This is a genomic window from Desulforamulus aeronauticus DSM 10349 (assembly GCF_900142375.1).
Classification (GTDB): domain Bacteria; phylum Bacillota; class Desulfotomaculia; order Desulfotomaculales; family Desulfotomaculaceae; genus Desulfotomaculum; species Desulfotomaculum aeronauticum.
This window is the reverse complement of sequence record NZ_FRAR01000022.1, coordinates 14,538-38,890: the sequence shown is the minus strand read 5'-3', so window position 1 is coordinate 38,890 and position 24,353 is coordinate 14,538. Positions and strand designations below refer to the sequence as shown.

Genomic DNA, 24,353 nt, shown 5'->3' with positions numbered 1-24,353 from the left:
AATGAAATTGGGAGAGGTGAACTGTTTTGGCACAAGCAAGAACTGACATTGGACCGCCGCTTTATAAAGAGATGTTACCGCCAATTATAAAGGAAAACTATGGTAAATGGCGGTATCACGAAATCGTAAAGCCGGGCGTTCTAGTACACGTATCTGAAACGGGAGCCAAGCTGTATACTGTACGTGCTGGTTCTCCACGTTTGATTAGTATTTACTTTATTCGTGAAATTTGCGAGTTAGCTGACCAATATTGCGATGGTTTCTTGAGATTCACCAGCCGCCACAATGTTGAGTTCCTGCTAAGCGATGAAAGCAAAATTGATCCCCTGATTACTGATCTGAAAAAAATGGGTATTCCCGTGGGTGGTACTGGTAACTCCATTACCAACATCGTACACACCCAGGGCTGGGTACACTGCCATACTCCTGCCACCGATGCTTCCGGTATCGTAAAAGCAGTTATGGATGAACTGTTTGAGTATTTCACCACCATGAAGCTGCCTGCCAAGATGAGAATTGCTTTGGCTTGCTGTTTAAATATGTGCGGTGCTGTACATTGCTCTGACATCGCTATTCTGGGTATTCACAGAACTGTACCCAAGATTGATCATGAAAATATCAGCAAGCTGTGCGAAATTCCTACCCTGACTGCTAGCTGCCCCACTGCAGCTATCCGTCCCAACCCCAAATTGAAATCCGTCGATATCAAAGCAGAACGCTGCATGTACTGTGGTAACTGCTATACCATGTGCCCCTCCGTACAGATTATCGATGCTAAGAATGATGCCGTTTCTATTTGGGTTGGCGGTAAGATTTCCAACAGCCGTATCGGTCCCAGATTCTCCCGATTGGCTATTCCTTTCCTGCCGAACAACCCCCCGCGTTGGCCGGAAGTTGTTGACGCAGTTAAGAACTTGGTTGAATTGTGGGCTGCTAATGCAGAGCCTGGCGAGCGTATGGCTGAATGGATCGAGCGCATCAGTTGGGAGAAGTTCTTCGAATTGTCTGGTCTACCCTTTACTGACAAGCATATTGACGATTTTACTTTGGCTCAAACTACTTTCAGAAGCACCACGCAGTTCAAGTGGTAAAATTATCCCCTTGACACCGAGTAGTATAGTTCTAAGAGCCGTCGCCGTAGGGCGGCGGCACTTAACATTTATTACCCTTATAGATTGTAGGAAACGGTGGTGAAAATAATGGAAGAAATTAAAGAGAAAATTTTAGCCTATCTCGCAGGAGTAAGCAAAGAAAAACCCCGTGTAGTTGCGGAAAAAATTGGTGTTAAAAAGAAAGAAGTAGATAAGGCTGTAGTAGAATTGGCTAAAGAGGGTAAAATTGAGTACCTTTACATAGGTACCTCTTTTATAACCCTAGCTGGTAAAGATCATACACCTGGCGTTGCAAAGGAAGAGTAATTTAACATTATTGTTAAACACCAAAAAGAGCGGACTGTGTGTCCGCTCTTAATAAATTACGTGCAAAGCATGCCAAATTCTCTAAAATTCCTTTTCCTTATTTAATAATAATTAGCATCAAGTTTCATAATCTTGAAACATAGTAAAAGTCATTGACATATAGGGTAGGACTATATGTTTGTAAGAGAGGTAATCAATTGAAGATGAAGCGGGTAACCTTAGAAGTTAATGAAGGGCCCCCTACACTGGCGGCCCTTCATTATACTTATTCGCTTTTCACATCCCCACAATCTATATTTATCGGTGTTTCCTCGCTTTGTTTTTCTGTTGTGCTGTCTTCCTTTTTTTGTTTCCTTGACTGGCGCCATAGGGACCAGCGATCCTTAAAACGTGGGTACCAAATCATAGTTACACTCCCTAGACCCATAATGCCAAGAACCAGTAATACCAGCCAACCTAGCAGGGGAATCCACACCAGATGAGCTACCAGAAGGATACCCAACAGCATTTCTTTTACCTGGGGGAATTGTTTTAGATCGAAGGTTGAGCTAACCTTATGTCCAATCTTAAGACAGACGCCAGACATACCAACCAGAGCTGCCAGTACTAAAGTTATCGCTAGTGCAATGGATATTGGAATACCAATGATCGTAATAAACAGTAGAAATACCAGGGGGATACCCAAGGCAGCTGAGACAAATCCAGACCATAGGGTCTTCAGGGGTCTTAATGTGACATTTTCCATACTGATTGCCGCATCACCAGTAAAGAAACCATAGGTTATGAATAAGGTGGCCAGGATGCCCAGTAAAACAGGCAGCCAAAGTAGGAACAGGAACGATATATTGTCGTCCTGAACCACAATTCTTTCAGGTCCATTGTAACGGTTGGGAGTATTGTAATGGAAAAGATTATCCCCCGAGGGTTCTGCTTTAACAATCTTTATCGCTTTATTTTCTGTGTTGATAATCTTACCTAGTACATTAGCACCTGGTTCCATGACCACCGATTCAGTGCTTGTTATCACATTTCCATGAATTGTAGCCGTGGAGCGTAGAATTATTTGTTTACCTGTGACATTACCTTGTATGGTACCGGCCAAGTCTAAGCGGCTTTCCTGGGAACCAGCATTACCCATAATAGTTGTTCCAACAAAGGTTTGAATATCCTCGCCGATAAGATTGCCATAAACAATTCCACGGTTCCTGTTTTCTATTTCCGGATCGAAATCATAGTTTGGGTTTCTTTCGTGTTCGGCACGCATATCGGGTGCCAGAATTACCTGGGAACCTTTCACATCCTGGGTAACTGTGCCACCATAGATGGCCGCCATTTCTTTGGCCATAATGGAACCAACCTGTGCATCCTGGTAGATGCGAACTTCCTTCGCTTCAAGAGTACCAATTACCTGACCATTCATTAATTTGATCCGTTTAGAAGGTTCTTTTAGCTCAGGGATAATTTCACTTGGGTTGCTAAGAAACTCCCATTGATTAGCGCTTTCTCGTACGTCGGTAGAGGTGGGTGTTTCCTCTTGCCACATTGCTTTACTGGGTAAATTTAGGCTAAAGGATATTTCTTTGGCCAATTCACCTTTCTCTAAAAAACTAAAGGCTACAGCCAGGGAAATCATAACCAGAAGCAAGGCAAACCATTTTAAAAATAACTTCAAATATTTTTTAATCACTAAATTCTCTCCTCTCCGTGGTCGAAACATATTCTGGAGCTTATAAAAGCGGTTATAAGAGCAATAATTATCCAAGCAACTACTGCCAGTATAGTAAGTTCAATGACCTTTTGGTATGCTGTAGCCTTAGTTAATAATAAATTAAATTTACTAAGCAATGGGCCGGTGGATCGCTCCGGCAGGGTAAAGGCCGTATCCCAGGTAGTATAGAAAAATTGGCTAAACTTATTGCCTGCCAGGTGGAGGATTGACCAGAAACCGTTCCACATCTGAGTAATACTCTGCCACACTAACAAGGGAGTTTCCTGCCAAGTATATTTTTGACCAAGGTAAATTATCCAGGTGATGACGCCAATCATAGAAAAGGAAACCAGAAGGGGAATTCCCCTAAGCAAAAAACCCCACCAGGAAAGTTCCTGGTTTGTTTCTTCTATAGAAGCTTTTTGCAAATTTGCCAGGGGTTGTATTGTCGACATAATATTTTTTGTTAAATCCTCTGGAACGGGTTCTCTGGGTAGTTGAACCAACAGATGGTTTAGTTCATCATACTCTTCCCGTAATTGTTGGCAATGGTTGCACGTTTTTAAATGCTGTTTAAGGAGTTCTTCTTTTAAGTCAGATAATTGGTGATCTAAATATGCCGTTACATCATGGTGCGTCCATTTACACTCTTTCAACTCGAATTCCTCCCTCCTTGGACGAATTTAACTTTTTGAGTAATACAGCTTTGCCACGATACAGAAAGGTGCCGACGGTTTGTACAGGGACTTGCATGATTTCTGCAATTTCCTGATAGCTAAAGCCTTCCATATGTCTCAACACAATCACAGTCCGATACTTTACTGGTAATTCATCAATGGCTTTTTGCAACCGTAAAAGCTTTTGTTTATCTTGATAGATTTGTTCCGGGTTGCTATTCTGGCCATTACTAGTAAGGAGTAGCAGAAGATGTTCCATGTATTCAGGCGCAGTGTTTTCACGTTTTTTCTTATTACGCCGATAACAATCCAGACAAACATTGGTAGCAATTCGATAGAACCAGCTGGTAAAGCGGGCTTCCCCACGGAAGCTTGGCAGTGCTTGATATAACTTAACAAAGGCTTCCTGAGTGGCATCCTGAGCCTCTTCTCGGTTATTTAGGATACGGAAGGCCAAATTATAGATGCCACTCTGTGTGAGTCTAACAATGGTTTCAAAGGATTCTGAATTTCCTTGGATTGCCTGGTCAATCAGGCTTTGTGATATGTCTAGTGTTGCAATGTCCTTCCGCCCCCTTTCTTTCTTTTTTGCTGGATACGTATAATTTGACGGCGGCATGGTCTAGATTATTTCACTTAACACAAAATTTTTAAGGAAAACCGGATTAAAATTAAGCCAAGGATACTTCTTAGCAAATTCACTTCCCCGATACACCCATCTTTAGCAAGCACATCAGCACAGCTCAAAATAAAGACGGCTTTTTACCATCTTAAAATAAACTATCTTTGCCAACAGGTTAATTCCCTATCATCTCCTTTTTTTTCTTAGGAGTTAATACGTATTATATAGATACTGTTTACTAAAACATCCTTGCTGTAAAACATAACATACACTAAGCCCCCTCGACTGGAACTATAGCCGAGAGGGCTTTCAAGTTGATACATCGTTTTAAACATTGGTCCTATTTTGCATTGATATGATGGGATTTTTACGATTTAAGGTGAATCCTTTTCCTAGTTTTTACGTCTTAACTAGCGAAAGGAGTTGATCAATTGCGATATCTCAGTAAAGACCAATATAAATTTTTGCAAGAGGAACTAGCGTACAGCAGAAACCAGGATATCCTTAGTCAAGAACAGGCCGATAAAATCCTGGACCTATATGCCATAAAGCCGGGACTTAGTTTTGTACGCGTAATGTTAGTCATAGGAGCTATCCTTGTAGGGCTAGGTATTCTTAGCTTCATAGCATCCAATTGGGATGAGTTGACCAAGCTTGTTAAATATCTAATCATTGTTGGGATGTTTCTTGGTTTTATCGCAGCCGGCTACTCCATGTCAGAGAAATATCCTAAGACCTCCAGGAGTTTTCTCTATATGGCACTCATCACCTACGGTGCCGGAATCTTTTTAATTGGTCAGATATTCAATTTTGGCGGGCATTTTACACAGGCCTTTTTACTATGGGCCATAGGGGTCTTACCCACTGCCCTACTTATGAGAGATAAGCTGGTTTTCCTATTTGCTCAACTTTTGCTGCTTATTTATACTCTGGGTTCTATTGGTACAGCCGGGTTCGCCTATGGTATTTTGTTAATACCAGCCGGTTATTATTTTGCCAGGCTCATCCCCGCTCACTTCATTGCTTTCTTTAATAACCTACTTTCTATTGCTGCAGTTATTTATCTCGGGGAATTCTCTAAGGTTGAACCAGTTCTAACGGTTCTTCTATTGTTTATCCTCGGCAATATTGCCTTTTATAAACTGCAGGACATCTATAGATTGCAGGGAATACTGCTATTTTGTATCACAGGTTTCATACTCACCTTCCCGGATATCTGGAATGCTTGGCAACTAGCCTCATTTAATACTGAAATAAGTATTGTCTTTTCTATTGGCTACATCCTCTATATGCTTTGGCTAGTAAAAAAGGAACATTTTATCCCTTTGATTTTTGTTTGTATAACTATTTTCCGCTATTATGTTGACTTGACCTATGATTTTATGCCCAAGTCCTTTGTATTTATAAGCGGCGGCGTCCTGCTCTTACTATTTGGCTACTATATTGAGCGCCGCAGAAGAAAGGTGGCGCGATCATGAGGAAGTATATTCTAATCGCTTTATTACCACTACTGATTTTACTTGGACTCACGGTTAAGCCTGTTCTTACTTACACTCTTGGGGAGGAAATCATTCTTAAAACGCAACCCATTGACCCTTATGATTTATTCCGTGGCCGTCATATGGTGGTTTCTTATGATATATCCAGGGTTGATATTAGTAAAATGCCTAGAGACTTTACGCATGTTAATAACGGGAAAGAGTCTGCAGATAGGGAAAAAGAAGATCCTTATATCCGCGGGAATGAAAATTACCAAGGGAAAAAACTTTATACAATTCTTAAAAAAGAGGGTTCCTATTACACGGTAGATCGCATTGTATCAGATAAACCTAAAGGACTCTACCTTCCTTGTAGATATCAGTATGTAGAAAAAAGTGCTGACGGCGAATATTATGTTAGACTGGACTACAATCTTGATAAATACTTCATTCCTGAGAACAGCAGCTCGGAACTGGAAAATGCTGCTAGGGATGGCAAGGTTGTGGCAAAGGTCAAAGTTTATAATGGATACCCACTGTTGATTGACTTACGTAAATCATAGAAAAATACCCGTCAGACTTAGTTCTGACGGGTATTTTTCTAATGATCACTCTAACTACCCTTAACCGATAGCAACGGCAGGCATATTGAGAACCGGCTGCCATGGCCGGGTTCGCTTTCGGCCACAAGGGTGCCGCCCATTCGTTTGACTGCTTCCTGGGCAATCGCCAGACCCAGGCCGGTGCCTGGTATGGATTGGGTGTCAACCCCGCGGTGGAACCGATCAAAAATGTAGGGTAACTCCTCCGGCGTAATACCTCGGCCAGAGTCCTGGACCAGAAAGACCGCCTCCTGGCCATCCACTCGCAGGGTAAACGCCACCTCCCCACCGGGTTCTGTATACTTGCAAGCGTTGTCCATAAGATTGTCCAAAGTTAATTCCAGCAGGTGCTGGTTGGCCAGTACCCGCAAAGGTGCCTGGGGGCAGGTTGTGGTCAGTCGTTGACCGTTCTCCTCAGCCAAAGCCTGGTAAACCGGCTTCAAACGATTCATCACTGCACAGAGGTCTGTTAGCTCAAGGGATATATCGCTGTCCTCCACTAGGTTGGCTATTTGCAATAAACCGGTGATTACCTGTTCCATCCGTTTAATCTGACGGTCAACAGCCGGTGTGACTTGCTGCAGTCGTTCCGGGTGTTCCTTGAGCACATCGTGGAAAGCCTGCAAAGTGGCCACCGGTGTCTTTAACTCGTGGGCGGCATCGGCAGCGAAGCGCTTGGCTGTATCTCGTTCCATGGCCAGGGATCGAAAGGATTCCCGCAGGTACAGAACCATCCTGTTAAATTGCTCTCCCAAGCGATCCAGTTCAACAATGCCCGACCTGTCCACCGTTTCCAGGAAGTTGCCTCCCGCCACCGCTTCTGTTGCCGCCACCAGACGGGACAGTGGCCGGGACAGCCAGTGGCTCAGCAACCAGCCGATGATTACGGCAAGCACCAGAGCCAGACCTAAAACTGCCAACACCTGGCTGTAAAGATTGGACAAAAATGCAAATGTCGAAGGACTCAAGGTAAATCGATAGAGAGTACCGGAGGAACCTTCTTCGCCTGTCACCAGTGGCAAGGTAAACGAACTTACGCTTAACTTAGACGTTTGCATAACGAACACTCTTCCTGGCTGGAGAGATAGGGGTGCTTCATCGGTCAAAGAAAAAGACAGGACGTTGCCGCTAGGAAGTTCAGTCTGTGCCGGTGTCGTAAAGACACGATGAGAAATACCTCTCTTTTCCGGTTCCAATTTCTCCATTTCAATGTGTAGGTCAGGGAGGTTCTGTTGCAGGAAAGAAAGAGTCGTATCCCCGGAGAGGTTTTTCCTCTGGGCTTCTCCAAGCAAGTTCATGGCTTGCCTGAGATACATGGCTTGTTGAGAACTCTGCACTGACATGGCGTACATAGACAGAGCATTGGAAAAGATATAACCGGCAAAGGTAAGCAGCAGCAAAGCCAGGGCAACATAGCTGAAAATTAGCCGCAAACGTAGGCTTCGCCAAAGTTTCATCGTCCTTCCTCCCGCAGTTTATACCCCACTCCCCGAACACTGACGATGTACCGGGGGTTTTCTGGATCGTCACCTAGCTTAGACCGCAGGTTTCGGACGTGAACGTTCACTGTCAGCGGGCTGCCGGTGTTGCGGTCAGTCTGCCAGAGGGCCTCCATCAACATCTCTCTAGTCAAAATCATCCCAGGCCGCTGGGCGAGGGTGAGGAGTACCTGGTATTCACTGGCGGTAAGGGCAAGCCGTTCCTGGTTTCGATAGACGGACTGCCGTTCCGGCAGAATGAGCAAGTCATGTACCCGGATGCGTTTTTCTTCCCCTGGTTGTGTATGGGCACGCCGTAGCATTGCCCGCACCCGAGCTCTCAGTTCCCGCATGCCGAAGGGCTTGGTTAGGTAGTCGTCGCCGCCTAGTTCGAGGCCCACCACCTTGTCCGTCTCGGAGCTGCGGGCGGTAAGAAAAAGTACCGGAACATTACTGTTGCGACGCAACTCCCGGCAAACGTCAAAACCGCTTAAACCAGGTAAGCGGACATCAAGAATGACTAAGTCAGGCTGGCCAGTTGTGGCCCTGGCCAGTCCTGTGGTCCCGTCTGACACATGCTCCACCCGCAAACCTTCGTCCTCAATTCCCATTTTTATTGCCTCTGCTAAATCAAGGTCATCTTCCACCAGAAGAACCATCGCTGACACGGCACACCCCCCTTTCCTCAAATAATGGTGCCCGTTGGTTTACGGTATAGGAATTCTATATTTTTTATAAAATTATTTTACCATCTTCACCGAAGGTCTCCAAACTCCTGGTTTTGGAAATGCTGGTGTCAGCTAAGCCGCTCAGTGAAAAGCAAGGCTGGTTGGAAACTTTCCAGCCAGCCTTGCCCTAAAAAGAAGATCACACCCGTCTACTGGGCAGTCGCTTGCCCATCGACTGACTCGCTTTTAATCACCACGTGGTCTGATCCTGCCACTGCCTCTCTCACGGCATCAGCCTGCTGCTGGCCGATAATACCCTGGTCAACCATCTGAGTAACCAGTTCTTTTCTGTTACTGAAGTTTTCTTTAAGATACTGGGTCCGTTGTTCCGGGCTCATATCCTTGATCCGTTCAGGCATACGCTGCATCTCTTGCTGGTTGGTCTCCAAAAACGTGAGAATCTTGGCAGCCTGATCCTCTGTAAGGGTTCCCTTACCTACCAGTGCGTTTAGATTAGCCTGTAGTTGCTGCGGTGACTGTTTCGTTAGCTGCACAGTTCTCATGATGGATGGAACTACCTCTCTTACGGCATCAGCTTGCTGTCGGGTCATCATCCCCTGCTCCACCATCTGGCTGATCGGGTCTTTGGTGTTGATATTTTCTTTGAGATGCTGGGCCCTTTGTTCCGGGTTCATATCCTTGATCTTTTCAGCTACATTCCTCATTTTCTGATTGTTGTTCTCCAAGAAGGTAAGAATCTGGCCGGACTGTTCCTCGGTGATGGTTCCCTTGGCTACCAGCGCAGCAAGACCTTGATGCCACTGCTGCTGCATCTGTTGGTCAGCAAGAGAACGCATCTTATCCCTGATCGACTGGGCCTGGCCTTCCGTGATAGTTCCCTCATCCACCAAATCCTTCAGAGGATCAACTATTTTTAACGCTATTGCCGGTTCAGATTTTTTTATTCCGTCAGCTGGTGCCGTTATTTTTAACACTGCAGCTGGTTCAGAAGCTTTTGCTCCATCGATCGATGCCGTATCACGAATCACTACTTTCTGGGGCAGATCTTGTTGGAAGTGCTCAAGCACGGCATCGGATTGGTTCTGAGTGATGGTTCCGCTGGTTACCAAATCAGCCAGAGCCTCTTTGAGGGTACTTTGGTTAGCAACTCCGTTAGTAACACTATAAAATATACTTTTACTGGCGACGATATCCACGGCAGCGGTGCTCACAGATAAAGAGTTCTCGCTGGCTAGGGCTGAACCGCTAAAGGAGGTTATCAACCCCGCTGCCAAAACTCCGGTAGCTAAAGCTTTAACAATATTCCCTTTTTTCATGATTAATTTTTCCCCTTTCGTTGGTTGTAATGTGTACGTTGGAGCGCTCCAACCTTCAAGTGTTATTAAACCATAGGACGGTGTAGATTGAAGACAAGGTTTCATTAAGAAATCTACTCTGTTTTGATGTCCTCCCAAAATAATAAACCAGGAAAGGAACATTATTTCGCTCCCCTCCTGGTTTTCCTTTCCTTGGACCGGTAATCACCGAATAAGCTGCAAGGTTTAATTATCACTCAAAGTTAAAGCCATGATAAGTATCTTTTATTTGTACAGGCAGGTGTGGTTGCGCCCGCTGCTTTTGGCTTGGTATAGTGCCGAGTCCGCCTGGTTCAGCATGTTCTCCAGCGAATGGGTATTCCCTGCGGGGGAATGGGCTACCCCAATGCTGATGGTAATGCTGATGGTGTTATCTCGACAGGAAATCGCTGTGCTTTCAATGGCTTTGCGAAGCTTTTCCACTGTAACAAACGCTTGGATGGCGGAAGTGTCCCTTAGTAAAACTACGATTTCCTCGCCCCCATAACGGCCCACAACATCATCTTTGCGGCAATGGTTCTTCACGATAGCGGCGACACTTTTCAGTGCAATGTCGCCGCAGAGATGACCATAGGTGTCGTTCACATGTTTGAAATGATCCACATCGATCATCAGCAGGGCAAAAGCAAAGGGTTTTGCTTCATGTGAATCCAGTATCGTGCCAGCAAGCTCAAAAAAAGTGCCCCGGTTGTAGATGTCCATCAGGGGATCGACCGTGGCCTGCAGGTGCAGATTCTTGAGCAGCCTGTCTTCCTCAGTTATGTCGCGGAACACAATGCACACACCGCTGTTTTTCTCGCCTTGCCGGATGTAGGTTGGGGTTGCCTTGTAGCACCGTATTTCATCGTCTGACGGAACGTACACCTCGCCTTCGCTTTTGAAATGCTCCACCTGCTGCATGGATTCGCCGGGCGCGAGCCTGTTTAACTCGGGGAACAGTCGCCTGGCCGCCCGGTTTGCGTCCAGAAAGTTAAAGTCATTGTCGCAGACGAAGAAAGCTTCCTCCAGTGCATCAATCACTTGCACACGCGCCAGAGGAATCACATTGAGCAGGTTTTGGATCAGGACTGCATACATAAACGCTACCACTGAAACAACGAATATAAGTGGGGTCAGGTCGTACATCTTTTCACCGCCGAGAAAGATGTAAATCACGTTAGCGATGAGCGGAGCCATCACCCCCGCCAGTAGCACAAGGCTTTGCTGCCTTTGCAGCTTGCTGCCGCTTCGGAGCCGCCTAAGGATCTGCCGGAGTATCAGAAAGATGCACATGTAATTAAATGCGGTACCCAGTAGGTACATAGGACCACGGGTGTGCTGGCAATTGGCAATATAGCCATTTGTGATATAGGAGATATCAGCGTAATGCAGCCGCAGCAATGGAAAGGCCTGCAAGGCGAACAGGCAAAGCAAGGGTATCACAAAAAACAGACCAAGCTTCCTGGGGCTGAACCTTTTTTCTCCATAAACGTCTCTGATAAAAAGATAGGTAAGGGGTATGATAAAGGGCGCCCCCATGTACTGGACGCGAATGCCATAAAAAGCCGTCTCCAGCGAGGGGGCGGAGATCTCCAGCAGACTGCCGAAGGTGAAAAAGAGATCGGCGATAGACAGGAAGATCAGAAAAAAAGATTTCTCTGCGGCGTGTTTGGCAATGGCATATACCATCAGAACAACACAACCCACTACTGTCATCATGCTGATTAGAACAAATATATTGGGCATGATCTTATCCCCTCCCCTCATCTTTAGTGACATGTGCTTTCCATTATAGCTGCATCATTGCGACAAATTCAATTATTATATCAAATATTTTCGCTAAAAACAAGAATTGGAGCTGTTTGACCACAACTATTTTAAGCACTTATGGAGACTGAAAAGAGAGAAGTATTTAAAAAAGTAAGGAACCACTACAGTATCTGTGGTTCCTTTGTTATGAGGTTATAGTCCATACCATAATAAAGGTTTCAAGTAACATTAACATCCTCTACATATTCTCTTTACTTTTGTATTTTATAATGTCGACAAATAAATCTTTTGACCTATTCAAGGGGGATAAGCATGCAGCTAAAAGCGGATTTACACACCCACACCATAGCAAGCGGTCATGCCTTTAGTACCATTAAAGAACTGGCGGAGGGTGCCAAGAGGAAAGGTCTTGAGTTAATAGCCATCACGGATCACGGCATTACTATGCCAGGTGGTCCTCACCCCTATTACTTTAGCCAGTTGGTGAGCTTGCCTGGGGAAATTGACGGGGTAAAAATACTCAAGGGCGTTGAAGCAAATATTATAGATTGCAATGGGTCCCTTGACATGCCAGAGAACCTACTCAAAAAGTTGGACCTAGTGTTGGCTAGTTTTCACACCGATACCGGTTACCAGGGGAAATCAATAGAAGAAAATACCCGGGCTATGATATCCGCCATTCAAAATCCTTATGTTCACATCATATCCCATCCAGGCAACCCAGAATTTCCTGTTGATCTAGAGAAGGTTGTTTATGCTGCCAGAATGTCAGGTAAGGCGTTGGAAATTAACAACAATTCCCTACTGTCCCTTAGTCGCCCCGGAAGTGCTCCACGCTGTGATAAACTAGCCCGCCTCGCTGCTAAAACTGATACATTTATTTCCATTAATAGTGATGCCCACAGCTGTTTTTCAGTGGGAAACTGTGATTTGGCCCTGCAGCTTGCCGAAAAGGCTGGCATCAAAGCTAGTAGAGTACTAAATACTTCGGTAGAGTTCGTTGAGGACTACATCAAGGTATTGAAAAAGAAATTGAGAAGAATATGTTGACTGAATAGGGATGGGGTATTTCAAAGAAATGTTAGTGAGGTGGGGTAATGCATAACTTCGTGATTTCCCTCAGAAACTTTTCGGTTACCGGGTACACCAAAGCTTATATGCCCCAGTTACCCACTCAAGTTGTTCTAGGTGCCGGAGCCACCCATCTATTGTGTAACTTTCAGGCCATCAAAATACTCCGAAATGATGGTCATACAAGGGCCGCTAATTTATTCAGCCATTTTATAAATCATCTGGAAGATGGACTTGTCTGGGCTGATAAGGGCTTTAAAAGCTTATCTCACCATTATGATCCGGAAACTTCTTCTGGCAAATGGGGTTTGTTTAATGCCAGTCATTCATTCGAAGAATACTTAAACAAGGCAATAGCACTTTGGAAAAGAAAAAGCCATGAGGGAGCCATGTTTTATTTGGGTGCAGCCACCCACCTGCTGCAAGATATGTGTGTACCCCACCATTCCCGTTGTGTACTGCTAAATGGCCACCAGGAGTATGAACAATGGGCTGAGGATCATAGAAATACTTATCGTGTTTATGAAAAGGGTATGTATTTAAAGACAACTACACCCAGGGATTGGATTCACCATAATGCCTTATGGTCATCGAAGCTCTTCCATCTTGTCAAGGCTGGAAGTTCAGAACAATCCTTTCACCAGGCAACAAAGTCTCTATTGCCTCTGTCGCAACAGAGTACCTGTGGATTTTGGCTATATTTTTACCAAATGATGATTGAATAAAAGGGGTGATTTTTATGACAAAGGAACTAATAGATAAAATACTGGGAGAGATAGGCTTAGAGGAAATTAAAAAAGAAAAAGAAGAACATAATCACTAGTAAAAAGCCGAAGGAGCAAAAAAACACCTTTGGCTTTTTACTTACTTAACTTACTTATAATCCGTTTCACCGCGCTGCTCTGACTTCGCTTTTTGTTTTCGGTGCCTGCCACATTAACATCTTACATTTTTACGTTTAAAGCCTAGTTTTCCTTTATCAACTGCATTTTGAATATATTGTGCTGCAACATTCGTTTGGCAGAGGGTTTGTCCCTTAAAAACATCTACTTTTCCTACTTCTTGAGCAATTTTCCTTGCTTCTTCATGAAGTGGCAAATATGAAATGCCAACAGACATGATAAAATTGTTCATGGCATGTTTAGTACGGTTTGGCTGGTTGTGTATCGTATCACGTACCTTAATAAGCATTGCCAGTAGTTTGTCCTTATCAAATTCACTGTCTTTACGAGTGCCTAATAACCAATCATAGCAACTCCAGCCAGCCGACATTATTAATTCTTTTCCGCTATCGATCCAGTGGTCGGCAACGGTGAAGGCAATATCTGTTTCGGCAAGGGTTACTGCTACAATATAGTCCGAAATCATATAAAAATAAGCGCCTTCTATCCAGCGGTTAAAATCTTCTTCGGCCATTTTCTTTGGCTCTGCTATCATGCCCGCCAAATACATGGCATCATAATTTCCTGTTGCATAAAGCTGCTCTGCCAAAGGCTGGTTGTATTTTAGCTTCTTAAAAATAGGCTTCATAGCACTTATGGTTACGCCAAAAACCGGCTCTTGCGCACCATTGCTCATATAAATTTTTTTCGTACGCTCTGTACCAAGTGACTTTAGTTCGTCCATAATTTGGTTTAATTCCATTTGTAATGTCTCCTTGAATAATTATAGTAAATTAGAAACTTGATAATCTCAACGGTATGGCTTCTAAGTGGATATTATAATACTTTTGTAAATTTTCAACCATTAAAAATTAAAAAAGCCAATGGAAAATTGACTCTTAGTGATTCTAAAAACTCTGAGTATCTTAAATCATAGGTGTTTGCTGTCAAAATGAAAAAATCCTAAGCAAGAGCACGAACAAAACGTTTACTTAAATCAGTTACTTGCTTTAAATGACTAATCGGCCTTAGCCACTCCTGGGGGATACTGTTATAGCCGTAATAAACTCCGGCTAGCCCACCGGTTACTGCTCCTACTGTGTCTGTGTCCTCACCAAGATTTACGGCTGCTAGCAGGGTATCTGTAAAGTTGTTGTTATTTAATAAGCACCAGATAGCAGCCTCAAGGGTATCAACCACATATCCCCCAGAATTAATTTCTACTTCCGGCAGCTTAGGCAGTGTGCCATCTATCACTCGTTTAAAATGCGGTAACTCGTCGGCAAGATGATTCCCAGCTACTAGTGTAACTGTTTTCTCTCTCATTTTGTTATAAGCACTTGCCGGGTCCTTGCCAGCTAGAAGTTCCTTCACTATTAAAGCATACAAACAACAGGCTAACTGGCTGCGGGGATGAGCGTGTGTGATGCAAGATATTTCGCAAATCCTTTTTATCATTTCACGATCTTCAACCTTGGCAAAGTATAGGGCTGCCGGCAAAATACGCATTAAAGATCCATTACCATTACTTCTTTCATCGGTCAGTCCGGCCTGCAGTGGCTCTATTCCATCAAGTAAGTTTTCCATTGCCCTCCGTGTAGCCCTTCCGATATCAAAGGCTTTACCAAAGGGGGTCCAGTACCCCTCTTGGTACCAGCGGATAAATTTATTACCGATATCACTGGGGCTATATCCTTTTTCGGTTAAGCTTTCCATAAGGCACAATGTCAGGGAAGAATCGTCCGACCAAGTTCCTGGCGGCAGGCCTAAAGTTCTGTTACTGGTCATTTCTGTAATTGGCTTATGCCGAACCTCTTCCCTGGAGAGAAATTGAACGGGTAATCCTAAGGCATCCCCCACCACGACACCTAAAATACCTCCTACAATCCTTTCCTCCAGCTTCATTTAAACACTCCTTTACCACATAGAATCAGGAATACTTATTTCTTCAGATAAGGTTTATACTTCCTCTAAATCCTCAAAATCTCTAGATATTTAATTAGTTTACAATAATTATTTTATGTAAACTATAATGGTTTTCTGAATATGAATTTAGTAGAATATAGTATCTCACATCATATAAGTAAATCCCTTCCCATTCGACAACTAAATGCGTTCCCGTATGATTACTTTGCTCTTTTTAAGTTGTTTAAACAGTATGAGAACACATTTAGTTGTCGAATGATACACTTGATACATGATAAAGCAATATAGTCCCCTACTGATCGTATTTTCTGCACAATTATTTAACGTCATATACTGAAGGTTCTCTCATGTTTGGGCTGATTTCTATACCTAAAATGATATAGATTAACATGAGGCCACATGTTTGCGTTAACTGATCTTCCGATTTCCACTGCAAGCCCCGCTGGCCCTGCATAGAAAAGATGGATTTCATTGTACCGTTTTTTTTGTATTAACTCCTCAACATTTCTTTTGAAACAACTTTTTACTTTTGCTACTTGCTCACTAAAAATTACTTTATCGACCTTCGGTTCTTCTACCGTAATTTCAAGAAAATCAGATTCCTCTAAATTTACCACATCTATAATATCGTCACTTTCAATCTTACTTGTTATGCCTATTGAAACAATAAGAATCTTGGAACCCTTTATAGTTTTATTGGCTTTTAGCCCTAACTCTTCGAGTAAGATATTTTCAGGTGAGCCGAGTACCCATTCCTGAATGCTTCGATCATATTGGTAAATATTTACTGGGATAGTATCGGTAATTAAACTACCTAAATGAATTAGTAAGGGAATCTGAGATAATGGAAAAACATCAATAACAGTCCCTTCATACTTTTTCATTAAATCTAGAGTTTCTCTATATTTCAAAATGTTTTTATCCTTAATCTGGTCCCAAGGAATATCCGTCGAAGCATCAAGTCTTTCTTGAAGTGAAACCGATCCCAACATTTTATGTTTGCTAGCTAGAGTAATATGATCGACAGGGGGTCCCATTGTCTTATGGATTATAGCTATCGAATTTTGGACTTCCTGAAGTCTGGTTCGTACCCAAGCTTCGTGCTTTCTTTTCATTTCAAAAAGAGTATCTGGAGTATATTTCTCTTCATTAGCATCCACAATTTTATGATGGATTTTACAGAAAAGTATAAGATTTTTGTGACTATCTATATCGTCTTCACTAAGACCATACTTTTCCCGTTCATCGCCCCGAGGTCCATCTGTGCTATGGGCAATGACATGAGCTTTATCAGCTACATTTACTATTGTCCCTATGTCGTCAAACACTAATGGCTGATGGCAGCCATCAAAGGCACAAATTCCTCCCGATGACACCCATAAAAAATTCTCTTCAGCTGCTTTGAGATTTTTTCTCGGTTTGCTCATACAACTCCCCCACTCTTTCTAGTTTCTACAGTGAGCTCTAATATATCTAGATTATCCTTTTTACCTTCCCATACGCCTATAGCCCGTGTTCCAATAATTATAAAGAATAGATACCACTTTCAAACTTAGTTTCCCGAAGAATTCGCTTCCAATTAGATATGTCTTGGTTAGAAGGTCTAGGAATAGCTTCTGGGTGGGTGTGCCATTCCCCCAAATAATTACAAGTGCCGTTACTTTGCAACCATCTTATTTTTAATTTTTCTTGATGTGCTAAACCCTTTCTCAAGAAAAAGAATCTCCCACTCTGGTCTTCTATATTGGGGACAGTTATATCGTCAACAACAACATCGTTACAGTCAATAATGAGCCGACCTAAAAGTAGTCCCCCACCTTCGTGGTTATCATGAATAACCTGAGAATATGTCACCATCTTCCTAAGAGCTCCCCGACAGATCTTGATATAACCTGTATTACTACGATTATAAACTAATGAATTTAAAATCGTTATAGTCTAATCACCTCTGATTCCACAAACCTCACATTGGTCTTTCTTGTAGCTATATCTGAGACTATATAATGTTTCATTATTTAGCTTATATCTATCCGACAATATATATCCATGTTCTAAAAAAACTCGGCTCTCTCCTTTCCAAGATAAAAGGGGGCAATCCACCTCACGCCCTAGTAGAGTGTCCGTCGCTAGCCTAGTTGCGAGGATTGCAGTACTTATCGCATCCATTGAGCCATAGGGAGTAAAAACGCTTCCACATCCGGCAATTATTTTCCCGAAAAACTGTCTTGCTGCAGCAAACGATGCCCTATTGAATAGGTCTGTCTTCAAACCACTTGTGTCAAGATATAGGCAATTCAAACAACCAGCCTTGTTATTGTTTTTCGTTAAAATAGCATGTCCTCCAATTCCTAATGCCTCAAGCCATGTAAAAATCACCGGAGGACAGTTTGACAAATTATGAAAGTAATCATTAAGATATAATTCAATGGTTGGATTACCTAAGGCAATCACAATCAGATCGTATTCGGTAGGTTCAATCATTTTTCCCACTATTAATTCCTCAATGCTATCTTGGTGGCACTTCACTATTACATAGGGGAATTTAGACTCAATTTCTCGCTTCAGCCCTATAACTTTTGGTAAACTATAATATTCTTCATTCTCCTTGTTCTTGACTGCTTCATAAAGGGAAGAAACCCCCAGTGCATGCCTATAAACATTTTCAATATGAAAAAGGTCTTTATCTACAAGGGTTAGATTCATTACCCCCGCTCTTACTAGCTCTAACGCTATGTGGCTACCTACTGAACCACACCCAATTAGCAATACTTTCTTATCAGATAGAGTACTGTTCGAACCAGCCCTAGGAAGGATGTACCCTTTGTCAAACCTCTGTATACTAATAGGCGTCATATCAAATAATGAGTTATTTTTATTTAGTGGATGGGGATAAATGTTAGATTTTCTTTTATCATTCGGAAGGTTATGAAAATGGGATAGCTCAATGCCGAATGTTGTAGTAAATCTCTTGGTATTTGTTGCCGCTCGATCCTTGTAAATCCCCATCTTGCCATAAACTTTTCGGCGGTGTTGGTTAATAGATAAGCCTCCTGCCCACCCCTGCTACGGGCACGGTTTAGTGTTTCATTTACCAGGGCCATCGCAATGCCCCCCTTACGCTGTGCCGAGTCCACCGCTTAAGACGTAGCAATACAGCCGTGCCAAATTGTTCTAGGCCAATCATACCGATAAGCACGCTGGGAGATTCCGCCACCAAGAGATTAGTCAAATTCCCCTTAACGCCTTCGGTGGGTAAGTGACACAATTGCAAAAGGTGGCAAATCGCTGGGTAATCTCGGTCAGTGGCCATTCTAATATGATAATCTACGCCCGGCAGTCACTTCATCGGCGGCTTCTTAGCCCGGATGAAGGCACTGACCACTGCCCCCTGGATCTCCTGTCGCTCTTCCTCCGAAGAATTGGGCAAAATCTGTTGGCCCTGGGCACCGGTGAAATCGTAGACTCGGGTCACCTGTACTTCGCTATCCGCAAAGCCAGCGGCAGCTAGCTTCTCTCGGTATTCCTGTTCCTGCAGGGCACCGGCTATACAACCGGCCCAGGCCAGTAAATCCTGCTGCAGTCTTTCTGGTAAGGGCCTGGTTAAAACAATATCAGACACCGCCAAGCGTCCACCTGGCTTTAATACCCGATAGGCCTCCCGCAGGGCCTGATCTTTATCTGCCGAAAGATTGATTACACAGTTAGAAATAATCACATCGATGCAATGATCTGGCAGAGGGATTGCCTCCAGGTGACCTTTTAAAAACTCCACATTGGTGATACCAGCCTTCGCTTGGTTCGCCCTGGCTTCGGCCAGCATTTCATCGGTCATATCTAAGCCATAGGCCTTACCCGTAGGACCCACCCGGCGGGCCGATAGCAATACATCAAGCCCCGCCCCGCTGCCTAAATCCAGTACCACTTCGCCGGGATGGAGTTCTGCCAGGGCCGTGGGGTTGCCACAGCCAAAGGTATTGGCCACCAAATCCTCTGGCAAGCCTGCCACCTGCTCCGAGCCGTAAAGCCCGCCGGTAATGGGGTTGGACTGGTCTGTGGACCCACAGCAGCAACTGCTACCCCCACAACAACCGCCACCCTTTTGGCTGATGGCTCTGGCATAACTTTGCCGCACCATTTCCCGGATACTTTCATTCATTCAAAACCCTCCTTCATATCAAGTTTTTTTGATTGATCCACCCAAAAAAATTTACCTCAGGGCAAAATCCTGGTTTAGCTGCTCCATGAATTGTCGCAAGCTCTTGGTATTGATAAAATACATCTTCCACTTCCCCCTGGGTTCCTCGGTCACTAACCCTGCCTCCACCAGTTCTTTCATGTGATAGGACACCCTGGATTGGATAAGACCCAGCTCTGTCATGAGCTCACAATTACATAAACCTGGCCGCTGATCTTCCACACCGGGTATGGGACAACAACCAGCCTCACTCTGGGCCAACATCAGCATAATTTTGTAGCGAATGGGGTCACTCAGTGCTTTGGCAATTTTCACATTGTTGTTCATAACCCCATCATATCAATTTTTTTTGATGGAAAGCAAGGGTAGAAACAAAAAACACCCCACAAATCTGTGGAGTGCTGTGACACTATTTTTCCGCTACGCCTGCAAAGGTGCTCATGGCTTCGTCCGCTTCTTTTTTCAGGATTTGATTGGCCAATTCCAGCATCTCAATGACTTCCGGGTTTTTGATGCTGTAGATCACCCGCAGTCCCTCTTTTCTGCTCTGCAAGATGCCTTGCTTTTTCATCACCGACAGGTGCTGGGAAGTATTGGCCTGTTCCACATTGAGACCTTCAAAGATATCGCACACACAATGCTCACCATCACTGAGCAAATCCAAAATGCGGATACGGGTGGGATGAGAAATGGCTTTAAATAAATCTGCTTTTCGTTGGGCTATTTTTTCTTGCATCACGTCACCGCCTAGTTCATTCTAATATTATTATATAACACTTTCTATGATAAAACCAGTTGATGGCGGTTAGCGTGAAAATAAAAAGCCCATTACGTGAATCTTTAGGCCTTCCCGGTGCGAATAATCTCAGCAAATTCCTTCGGCAGGCCCACGGCCTCGATTTCCCTGGCTGTTTGTTCAAAATCATAGGATACCTGAATAAACTCCACGGTCAAATTCCCTTCCGTCACATTTACCAGAGCATAGCCCACATTGGCATTGCCGTGTTTGGGTTTCCCGGCACTGCCGACATTGATGACATGCCCACCGTTCACCTGCTTGTGATAGGGCAAGTGGGTGTGGCCGCAAACCAGCACATCACAATGATTTTCCGTTAAGAACTGCTTGAGGGTTTCTTCGGGTGTGTTTTCAAAAAGGTATTCATTCAGCTGACGGGGGCTGCCGTGTACCAACAGGAATTTCAATCCACCGGCAGTAAACGCCAAACGCTCGGGCAACTTCTGGAGCCATCCTTTATTTGCTTCGGAGGTATGCTCTTTGGTCCAGAGGATGGAGCTTTCCCCCAGTTGCCTGGCCTGTTCATTCTTATAGTCACACCCGCAGATAAACCGCATATTGCCGATGGCATCATCGTAGTTCCCCATGATGGTGGGAATGTTCTCCTGCCTCTGCAGGTCGATTACTTCATTGGGCCGAGGGCCATAGCCCACCAAATCCCCCACACAGTAGGTGGCGTCTACATCCCTTTGCCGAATATCCGCCAGCACTGCTTGCAAGCCTAATAGGTTACTGTGTACATCTGCAAAAATGGCAATCTTCATGTCTGATGTCTTCTCTCCTCTGTTCGTTTTTATGAAACCTGGTGATCTTTTGCTATGCAATATTTTTAGTCTAACCCGCTTCAAAAAGCAATTAAGGTTCCGTGAAGTTACCATTAAAAATTTTTAACGGAGTACAAGTTGATTATATCATTAAATAGTAATATAATAAATAATCATATTTAAACATTTAAATATATGAGGTGGTGAGATATGGAACGGTTAGTGAATCTTTATAAGGCCCTGGGGGATGCCCATCGGCTGAACATCCTGCAAATGCTCTCGGGGCAGGAGCTAAGCGTCTGTGAAATCATGCAGGGTCTTAGCCTCTCCCAACCAGCGGTGTCGCACCATTTAAAAATTTTGCGCCAGGCGGACTTAATAGAAAGCGTCAAACATGGCAAACTGGTGCTGTACACCCTAAAGGCCTGTGGCTTGCAACAGATTTACCCATTGGTGGAGCAGCATTTAGGGGAGTTACTGCAGGCCACCACCGCTAATATCAAACCTTCGGCCCTGCGAGAGACCCCCAATTATTGTGAATTGATGGGCCTGAAAAGATCCGTCTGCGAAAAAGATGAATAAGGAGGAATTAAGAACATGGCAGAAAAAAGACTGTCTACCCTAGACCGTTTTCTAACCCTGTGGATTTTCCTGGCAATGGCCATTGGGGTAGGTCTGGGTTATGTATTTCCCGGCATTGCCGATTGGTTAAACAGTATGTCCATCGGTACCACTTCCATTCCCATTGCCGTGGGCCTCATCGTCATGATGTACCCACCCCTGGCAAAGGTGAAATATGAAGAAATGGGCAAAGCCTTTAAGAATGGTAAAGTCATGGGGCTTTCTCTGGTACAAAACTGGATTATCGGCCCCACCCTGATGTTTGTGCTAGCCATTGCCTTCCTGCGGGATTATCCTGATTATATGATTGGACTTATTCTAATTGGTCTGGCCCGCTGCATCGCAATGGTAATAGTCTGGAACGATCTAGCCAAAGGGGACAATGAATACGCCGCCGCTTTGGTGGCTGTGAATTCCATTTTCCAAATGGTCTTTTACTCTATTTATGCTTACTTCTTTATTACCCTGGTACCAGGCTGGCTGGGTATGGAAGCCATTGAAGTGCACGTCTCGATGGCGGAAGTAGCTAAGAGTGTCCTCATTTACCTGGGCATTCCCTTTGCCGGTGGTATGCTAACCAGGGCTTTACTGGTACCCCGCAAGGGTAAGGAGTGGTATGAGAAAGAGTTTATTCCCCGTATCAGCCCACTGGCTCTGATTGCCCTGCTATTCACCATCGTGATTATGTTCTCCCTGAAGGGCAAGTATATTGTGGAACTGCCGATGGATGTGGTACGGATTTCCATCCCGCTCTTAATTTACTTTACCATCATGTTCTTCCTGTCTTTCTTTATGAGCAAACGCAGCGGCGTCAACTACGGCCAAAGCACCACCCTGGCCTTTACCGCTGCCAGCAATAACTTTGAGCTAGCCATTGCGGTGGCCGTGGCCATCTTCGGCATCGAATCCGGTGCTGCCTTTGCGGCGGTTATTGGCCCCCTGATCGAAGTGCCCGTGATGATTGCCCTGGTCAGTGTAGCTCTGGGCTTCAAAAAGAAATACTTTACCAGCAGTGGTGCAGTAAAATAATTTTCACTAAATTTAGTAACCCCAGCAAGGAGCAGCACCCTGCCCCTTGCTGGGGTTGCCTTGCATTCCCCTCCCCACTAACTGATCAACCAACTGAGGAGGCCCGTCATGAATAAAATCAATGTCCATTCTAAAGATAACCTGGCCGGAGGCAAAAAAATCAAACTCAGTGATCTCGGCCTATGCCTAGCAGACCCCAGTGCTTCCGAGGCCCTACTGCTCACCACCGAGGAAGGCTACAAAATCCTTCCCCTGCGTCAAGACATTAAAAAACTCTATATTGAAGTAACGACCCTCTGTAACTTTTCCTGCACCACCTGCATTCGCAACTCCTGGTTAGATGATATGGGCCAGATGGAATGGACCACCTTTGAGCGGTTACTGGACCAGATGCGGCAATTGCCAGAGCTGGAAGTGGTACATTTCGGCGGCTTTGGGGAACCCATGAGCCACCCCCGTTTTTTTGATATGCTGCGGGACGTGAAAGCCCTGGGGCTGCGGGTGGAGATGATTACGAACGGTTCCTTTTTAACCCCAGAAAATATTGCCAGGCTAGTAAACCTCCCACTAGATGCCATCTTTATCTCCCTGGACGGCCCCGATGAGGAGGAATACAACCAAATCCGCCAGACAGACTTTGCCCCGGTGGTGGATAATATCAAAGCCCTAAATGCTGCCAAAGCAGCGGCCCAAAGCAAGCTGCCAGAGCTGGGCATCGAGTTTGTGGCCATGAAGAAAAACTTCCATAAACTGGCCAAGCTCATTCGCCTATCCATAGAATTAAAAGCCCATCAGGTGATCGTCACCAACGTGCTGCCCTATAATGAGGAAATGAAGGATGAAATCCTCTACGACCTGGACGATACACAGCTTAACCACGGCAAAGACGACATATTGGTTAAGATCCACGCCAAGATGCCCTATATGAAAATCCGCACCGACCGGCAGTGCAAGTTTGTGGAAGACAAAGCCGCCACCATCACCTACCGAGGCGAAGTGGCCCCCTGTTACGCCCTGATGCACGCCTACCATTGCTACATCTACGGGCGCAAAAAGGAGATGTACCCCTTCTACTTGGGTAATGTCAACCAAAGCACCCTGGGTGATATCTGGACCGACCCAGCCTATGTCAACTTTCGTAGTAAGCTCAAGGATTTTAAAATCCCCTCCTGCACCGACTGCAAATCTGTGGACGGCTGCTCCTACACCGACACCAATGAAGCAGACTGCTGGGGTAACAACCCCTCCTGTGCCGATTGCCTGTGGTCCCGGCGGCTCATTGCCTGCCCCTAGA

General features: G+C 44.5%; 25 protein-coding genes. 9 read left to right on the top strand and 16 right to left on the bottom strand.

The features are described 5' to 3' along the window. The first annotated feature begins 26 nt into the window (after positions 1-26). Together dsrB and BUA78_RS14280 are read left to right on the top strand one after the other, a co-directional pair. A complete protein-coding gene (gene dsrB, locus BUA78_RS14285) occupies positions 27-1,091 on the top strand; it encodes a dissimilatory-type sulfite reductase subunit beta (RefSeq protein WP_072915864.1) in 1,065 nt (354 codons plus the stop codon). 108 nt (positions 1,092-1,199) lie between these two features. Continuing rightward, on the top strand, positions 1,200-1,418 hold the full coding sequence (locus BUA78_RS14280; protein WP_072915861.1) for a hypothetical protein: 219 nt from the start codon (positions 1,200-1,202) through the stop codon (positions 1,416-1,418). Positions 1,419-1,683: 265 nt separating this feature from the next. Here the strand turns inward: BUA78_RS14280 and BUA78_RS14275 are convergent, their stop codons facing one another. Genes BUA78_RS14275 through BUA78_RS14265 form a run of 3 tightly spaced genes read right to left on the bottom strand, consistent with a single transcriptional unit; the run spans position 1,684 to position 4,422 of the window. Beyond that, on the bottom strand, positions 1,684-3,105 hold the full coding sequence (locus BUA78_RS14275) for a polymer-forming cytoskeletal protein (protein ID WP_139257404.1): 1,422 nt from the start codon (positions 3,103-3,105) through the stop codon (positions 1,684-1,686). Continuing rightward, entirely contained in the window at positions 3,105-3,782 is a 678-nt protein-coding gene (locus tag BUA78_RS14270) for an anti-sigma factor family protein (RefSeq protein ID WP_072915856.1), read from the bottom strand. The genes BUA78_RS14275 and BUA78_RS14270 overlap by 1 nt, the downstream gene beginning before the upstream one ends. Beyond that, positions 3,769-4,422 carry an RNA polymerase sigma factor gene (locus BUA78_RS14265; RefSeq protein ID WP_084082441.1) on the bottom strand — a complete coding sequence of 218 codons (654 nt, stop codon included), beginning with the start codon at positions 4,420-4,422 and terminating at the stop codon, positions 3,769-3,771. Before BUA78_RS14265 ends, BUA78_RS14270 begins: the two co-directional genes overlap by 14 nt. Positions 4,423-4,856: 434 nt before the next feature. On the opposite strand from BUA78_RS14265, the gene BUA78_RS14260 reads away from it, so the two are divergent. Then, the gene (locus tag BUA78_RS14260; RefSeq protein WP_072915854.1) at positions 4,857-5,903 is read left to right on the top strand and encodes a DUF2157 domain-containing protein; all 1,047 of its coding nucleotides are present in this window, start codon (positions 4,857-4,859) and stop codon (positions 5,901-5,903) included. Beyond that, complete coding sequence (locus tag BUA78_RS14255) at positions 5,900-6,466, top strand: GDYXXLXY domain-containing protein (protein ID WP_072915852.1); 567 nt, start codon at positions 5,900-5,902, stop codon at positions 6,464-6,466. The genes BUA78_RS14260 and BUA78_RS14255 overlap by 4 nt, the downstream gene beginning before the upstream one ends. Before the next feature lie 50 nt (positions 6,467-6,516). Here the strand turns inward: BUA78_RS14255 and BUA78_RS14250 are convergent, their stop codons facing one another. The 4 genes from BUA78_RS14250 to BUA78_RS14235 form a co-directional block, all read right to left on the bottom strand. Next, a complete protein-coding gene (locus BUA78_RS14250; protein WP_072915849.1) occupies positions 6,517-7,962 on the bottom strand; it encodes a sensor histidine kinase in 1,446 nt (481 codons plus the stop codon). Continuing rightward, positions 7,959-8,642 (bottom strand): response regulator transcription factor, encoded by a 684-nt coding sequence (locus tag BUA78_RS14245; RefSeq protein WP_072915958.1) that lies wholly within the window; start codon positions 8,640-8,642, stop codon positions 7,959-7,961. Before BUA78_RS14245 ends, BUA78_RS14250 begins: the two co-directional genes overlap by 4 nt. A 218-nt stretch (positions 8,643-8,860) precedes the next feature. Then, positions 8,861-9,988 carry a hypothetical protein gene (locus BUA78_RS14240; protein ID WP_139257400.1) on the bottom strand — a complete coding sequence of 376 codons (1,128 nt, stop codon included), beginning with the start codon at positions 9,986-9,988 and terminating at the stop codon, positions 8,861-8,863. Between the two features lie 264 nt (positions 9,989-10,252). Then, positions 10,253-11,752, bottom strand: a complete 1,500-nt coding sequence (locus BUA78_RS14235; RefSeq protein ID WP_072915844.1) for a histidine kinase N-terminal 7TM domain-containing diguanylate cyclase — start codon at positions 11,750-11,752, stop codon at positions 10,253-10,255. A 336-nt stretch (positions 11,753-12,088) separates the two neighbouring features. Here BUA78_RS14235 and BUA78_RS14230 point away from each other — a divergent pair, with 336 nt between their 5' ends. Next, positions 12,089-12,826 (top strand): phosphatase, encoded by a 738-nt coding sequence (locus BUA78_RS14230; RefSeq protein ID WP_072915842.1) that lies wholly within the window; start codon positions 12,089-12,091, stop codon positions 12,824-12,826. A gap of 47 nt (positions 12,827-12,873) precedes the next feature. Continuing rightward, complete coding sequence (locus tag BUA78_RS14225; RefSeq protein ID WP_072915840.1) at positions 12,874-13,572, top strand: zinc dependent phospholipase C family protein; 699 nt, start codon at positions 12,874-12,876, stop codon at positions 13,570-13,572. 211 nt (positions 13,573-13,783) lie between these two features. On the opposite strand, the gene BUA78_RS14220 is transcribed toward BUA78_RS14225, so the two are convergent. The 9 genes from BUA78_RS14220 to BUA78_RS14180 form a co-directional block, all read right to left on the bottom strand. Continuing rightward, positions 13,784-14,491 (bottom strand): DNA alkylation repair protein, encoded by a 708-nt coding sequence (locus BUA78_RS14220; RefSeq protein WP_072915838.1) that lies wholly within the window; start codon positions 14,489-14,491, stop codon positions 13,784-13,786. 200 nt (positions 14,492-14,691) lie between these two features. After that, a complete protein-coding gene (locus BUA78_RS14215) occupies positions 14,692-15,633 on the bottom strand; it encodes an ADP-ribosylglycohydrolase family protein (RefSeq protein WP_175549031.1) in 942 nt (313 codons plus the stop codon). A gap of 347 nt (positions 15,634-15,980) precedes the next feature. Then, the gene (locus BUA78_RS14210) at positions 15,981-17,081 is read right to left on the bottom strand and encodes an SAVED domain-containing protein (protein ID WP_072915836.1); all 1,101 of its coding nucleotides are present in this window, start codon (positions 17,079-17,081) and stop codon (positions 15,981-15,983) included. Positions 17,082-17,178: 97 nt separating this feature from the next. Next, on the bottom strand, positions 17,179-17,511 hold the full coding sequence (locus BUA78_RS14205) for a Mov34/MPN/PAD-1 family protein (RefSeq protein WP_084082439.1): 333 nt from the start codon (positions 17,509-17,511) through the stop codon (positions 17,179-17,181). An 81-nt stretch (positions 17,512-17,592) separates the two neighbouring features. Beyond that, a complete protein-coding gene (locus BUA78_RS14200) occupies positions 17,593-18,660 on the bottom strand; it encodes a HesA/MoeB/ThiF family protein (RefSeq protein WP_072915833.1) in 1,068 nt (355 codons plus the stop codon). Between the two features lie 331 nt (positions 18,661-18,991). Then, positions 18,992-19,810, bottom strand: coding sequence for an arsenite methyltransferase (locus BUA78_RS14195; RefSeq protein ID WP_072915831.1), 819 nt, complete (start codon positions 19,808-19,810; stop codon positions 18,992-18,994). Between the two features lie 51 nt (positions 19,811-19,861). Then, a complete protein-coding gene (locus tag BUA78_RS14190) occupies positions 19,862-20,176 on the bottom strand; it encodes an ArsR/SmtB family transcription factor (RefSeq protein WP_072915828.1) in 315 nt (104 codons plus the stop codon). A gap of 82 nt (positions 20,177-20,258) precedes the next feature. Further along, a complete protein-coding gene (locus BUA78_RS14185) occupies positions 20,259-20,585 on the bottom strand; it encodes an ArsR/SmtB family transcription factor (protein ID WP_072915825.1) in 327 nt (108 codons plus the stop codon). A 104-nt stretch (positions 20,586-20,689) separates the two neighbouring features. Continuing rightward, positions 20,690-21,409, bottom strand: a complete 720-nt coding sequence (locus BUA78_RS14180; RefSeq protein WP_072915822.1) for a metallophosphoesterase family protein — start codon at positions 21,407-21,409, stop codon at positions 20,690-20,692. Positions 21,410-21,619: 210 nt separating this feature from the next. On the opposite strand from BUA78_RS14180, the gene BUA78_RS14175 reads away from it, so the two are divergent. The 3 genes from BUA78_RS14175 (at position 21,620) to BUA78_RS14165 (ending at position 24,352) form a co-directional block, all read left to right on the top strand. After that, positions 21,620-21,991 (top strand): ArsR/SmtB family transcription factor, encoded by a 372-nt coding sequence (locus BUA78_RS14175; protein ID WP_072915820.1) that lies wholly within the window; start codon positions 21,620-21,622, stop codon positions 21,989-21,991. A gap of 15 nt (positions 21,992-22,006) precedes the next feature. Beyond that, positions 22,007-23,059 carry an ACR3 family arsenite efflux transporter gene (arsB, locus tag BUA78_RS14170; RefSeq protein ID WP_072915817.1) on the top strand — a complete coding sequence of 351 codons (1,053 nt, stop codon included), beginning with the start codon at positions 22,007-22,009 and terminating at the stop codon, positions 23,057-23,059. 108 nt (positions 23,060-23,167) lie between these two features. Then, positions 23,168-24,352 (top strand): tungsten cofactor oxidoreductase radical SAM maturase, encoded by a 1,185-nt coding sequence (locus tag BUA78_RS14165; RefSeq protein ID WP_072915815.1) that lies wholly within the window; start codon positions 23,168-23,170, stop codon positions 24,350-24,352. Position 24,353 lies beyond the last annotated feature (1 nt).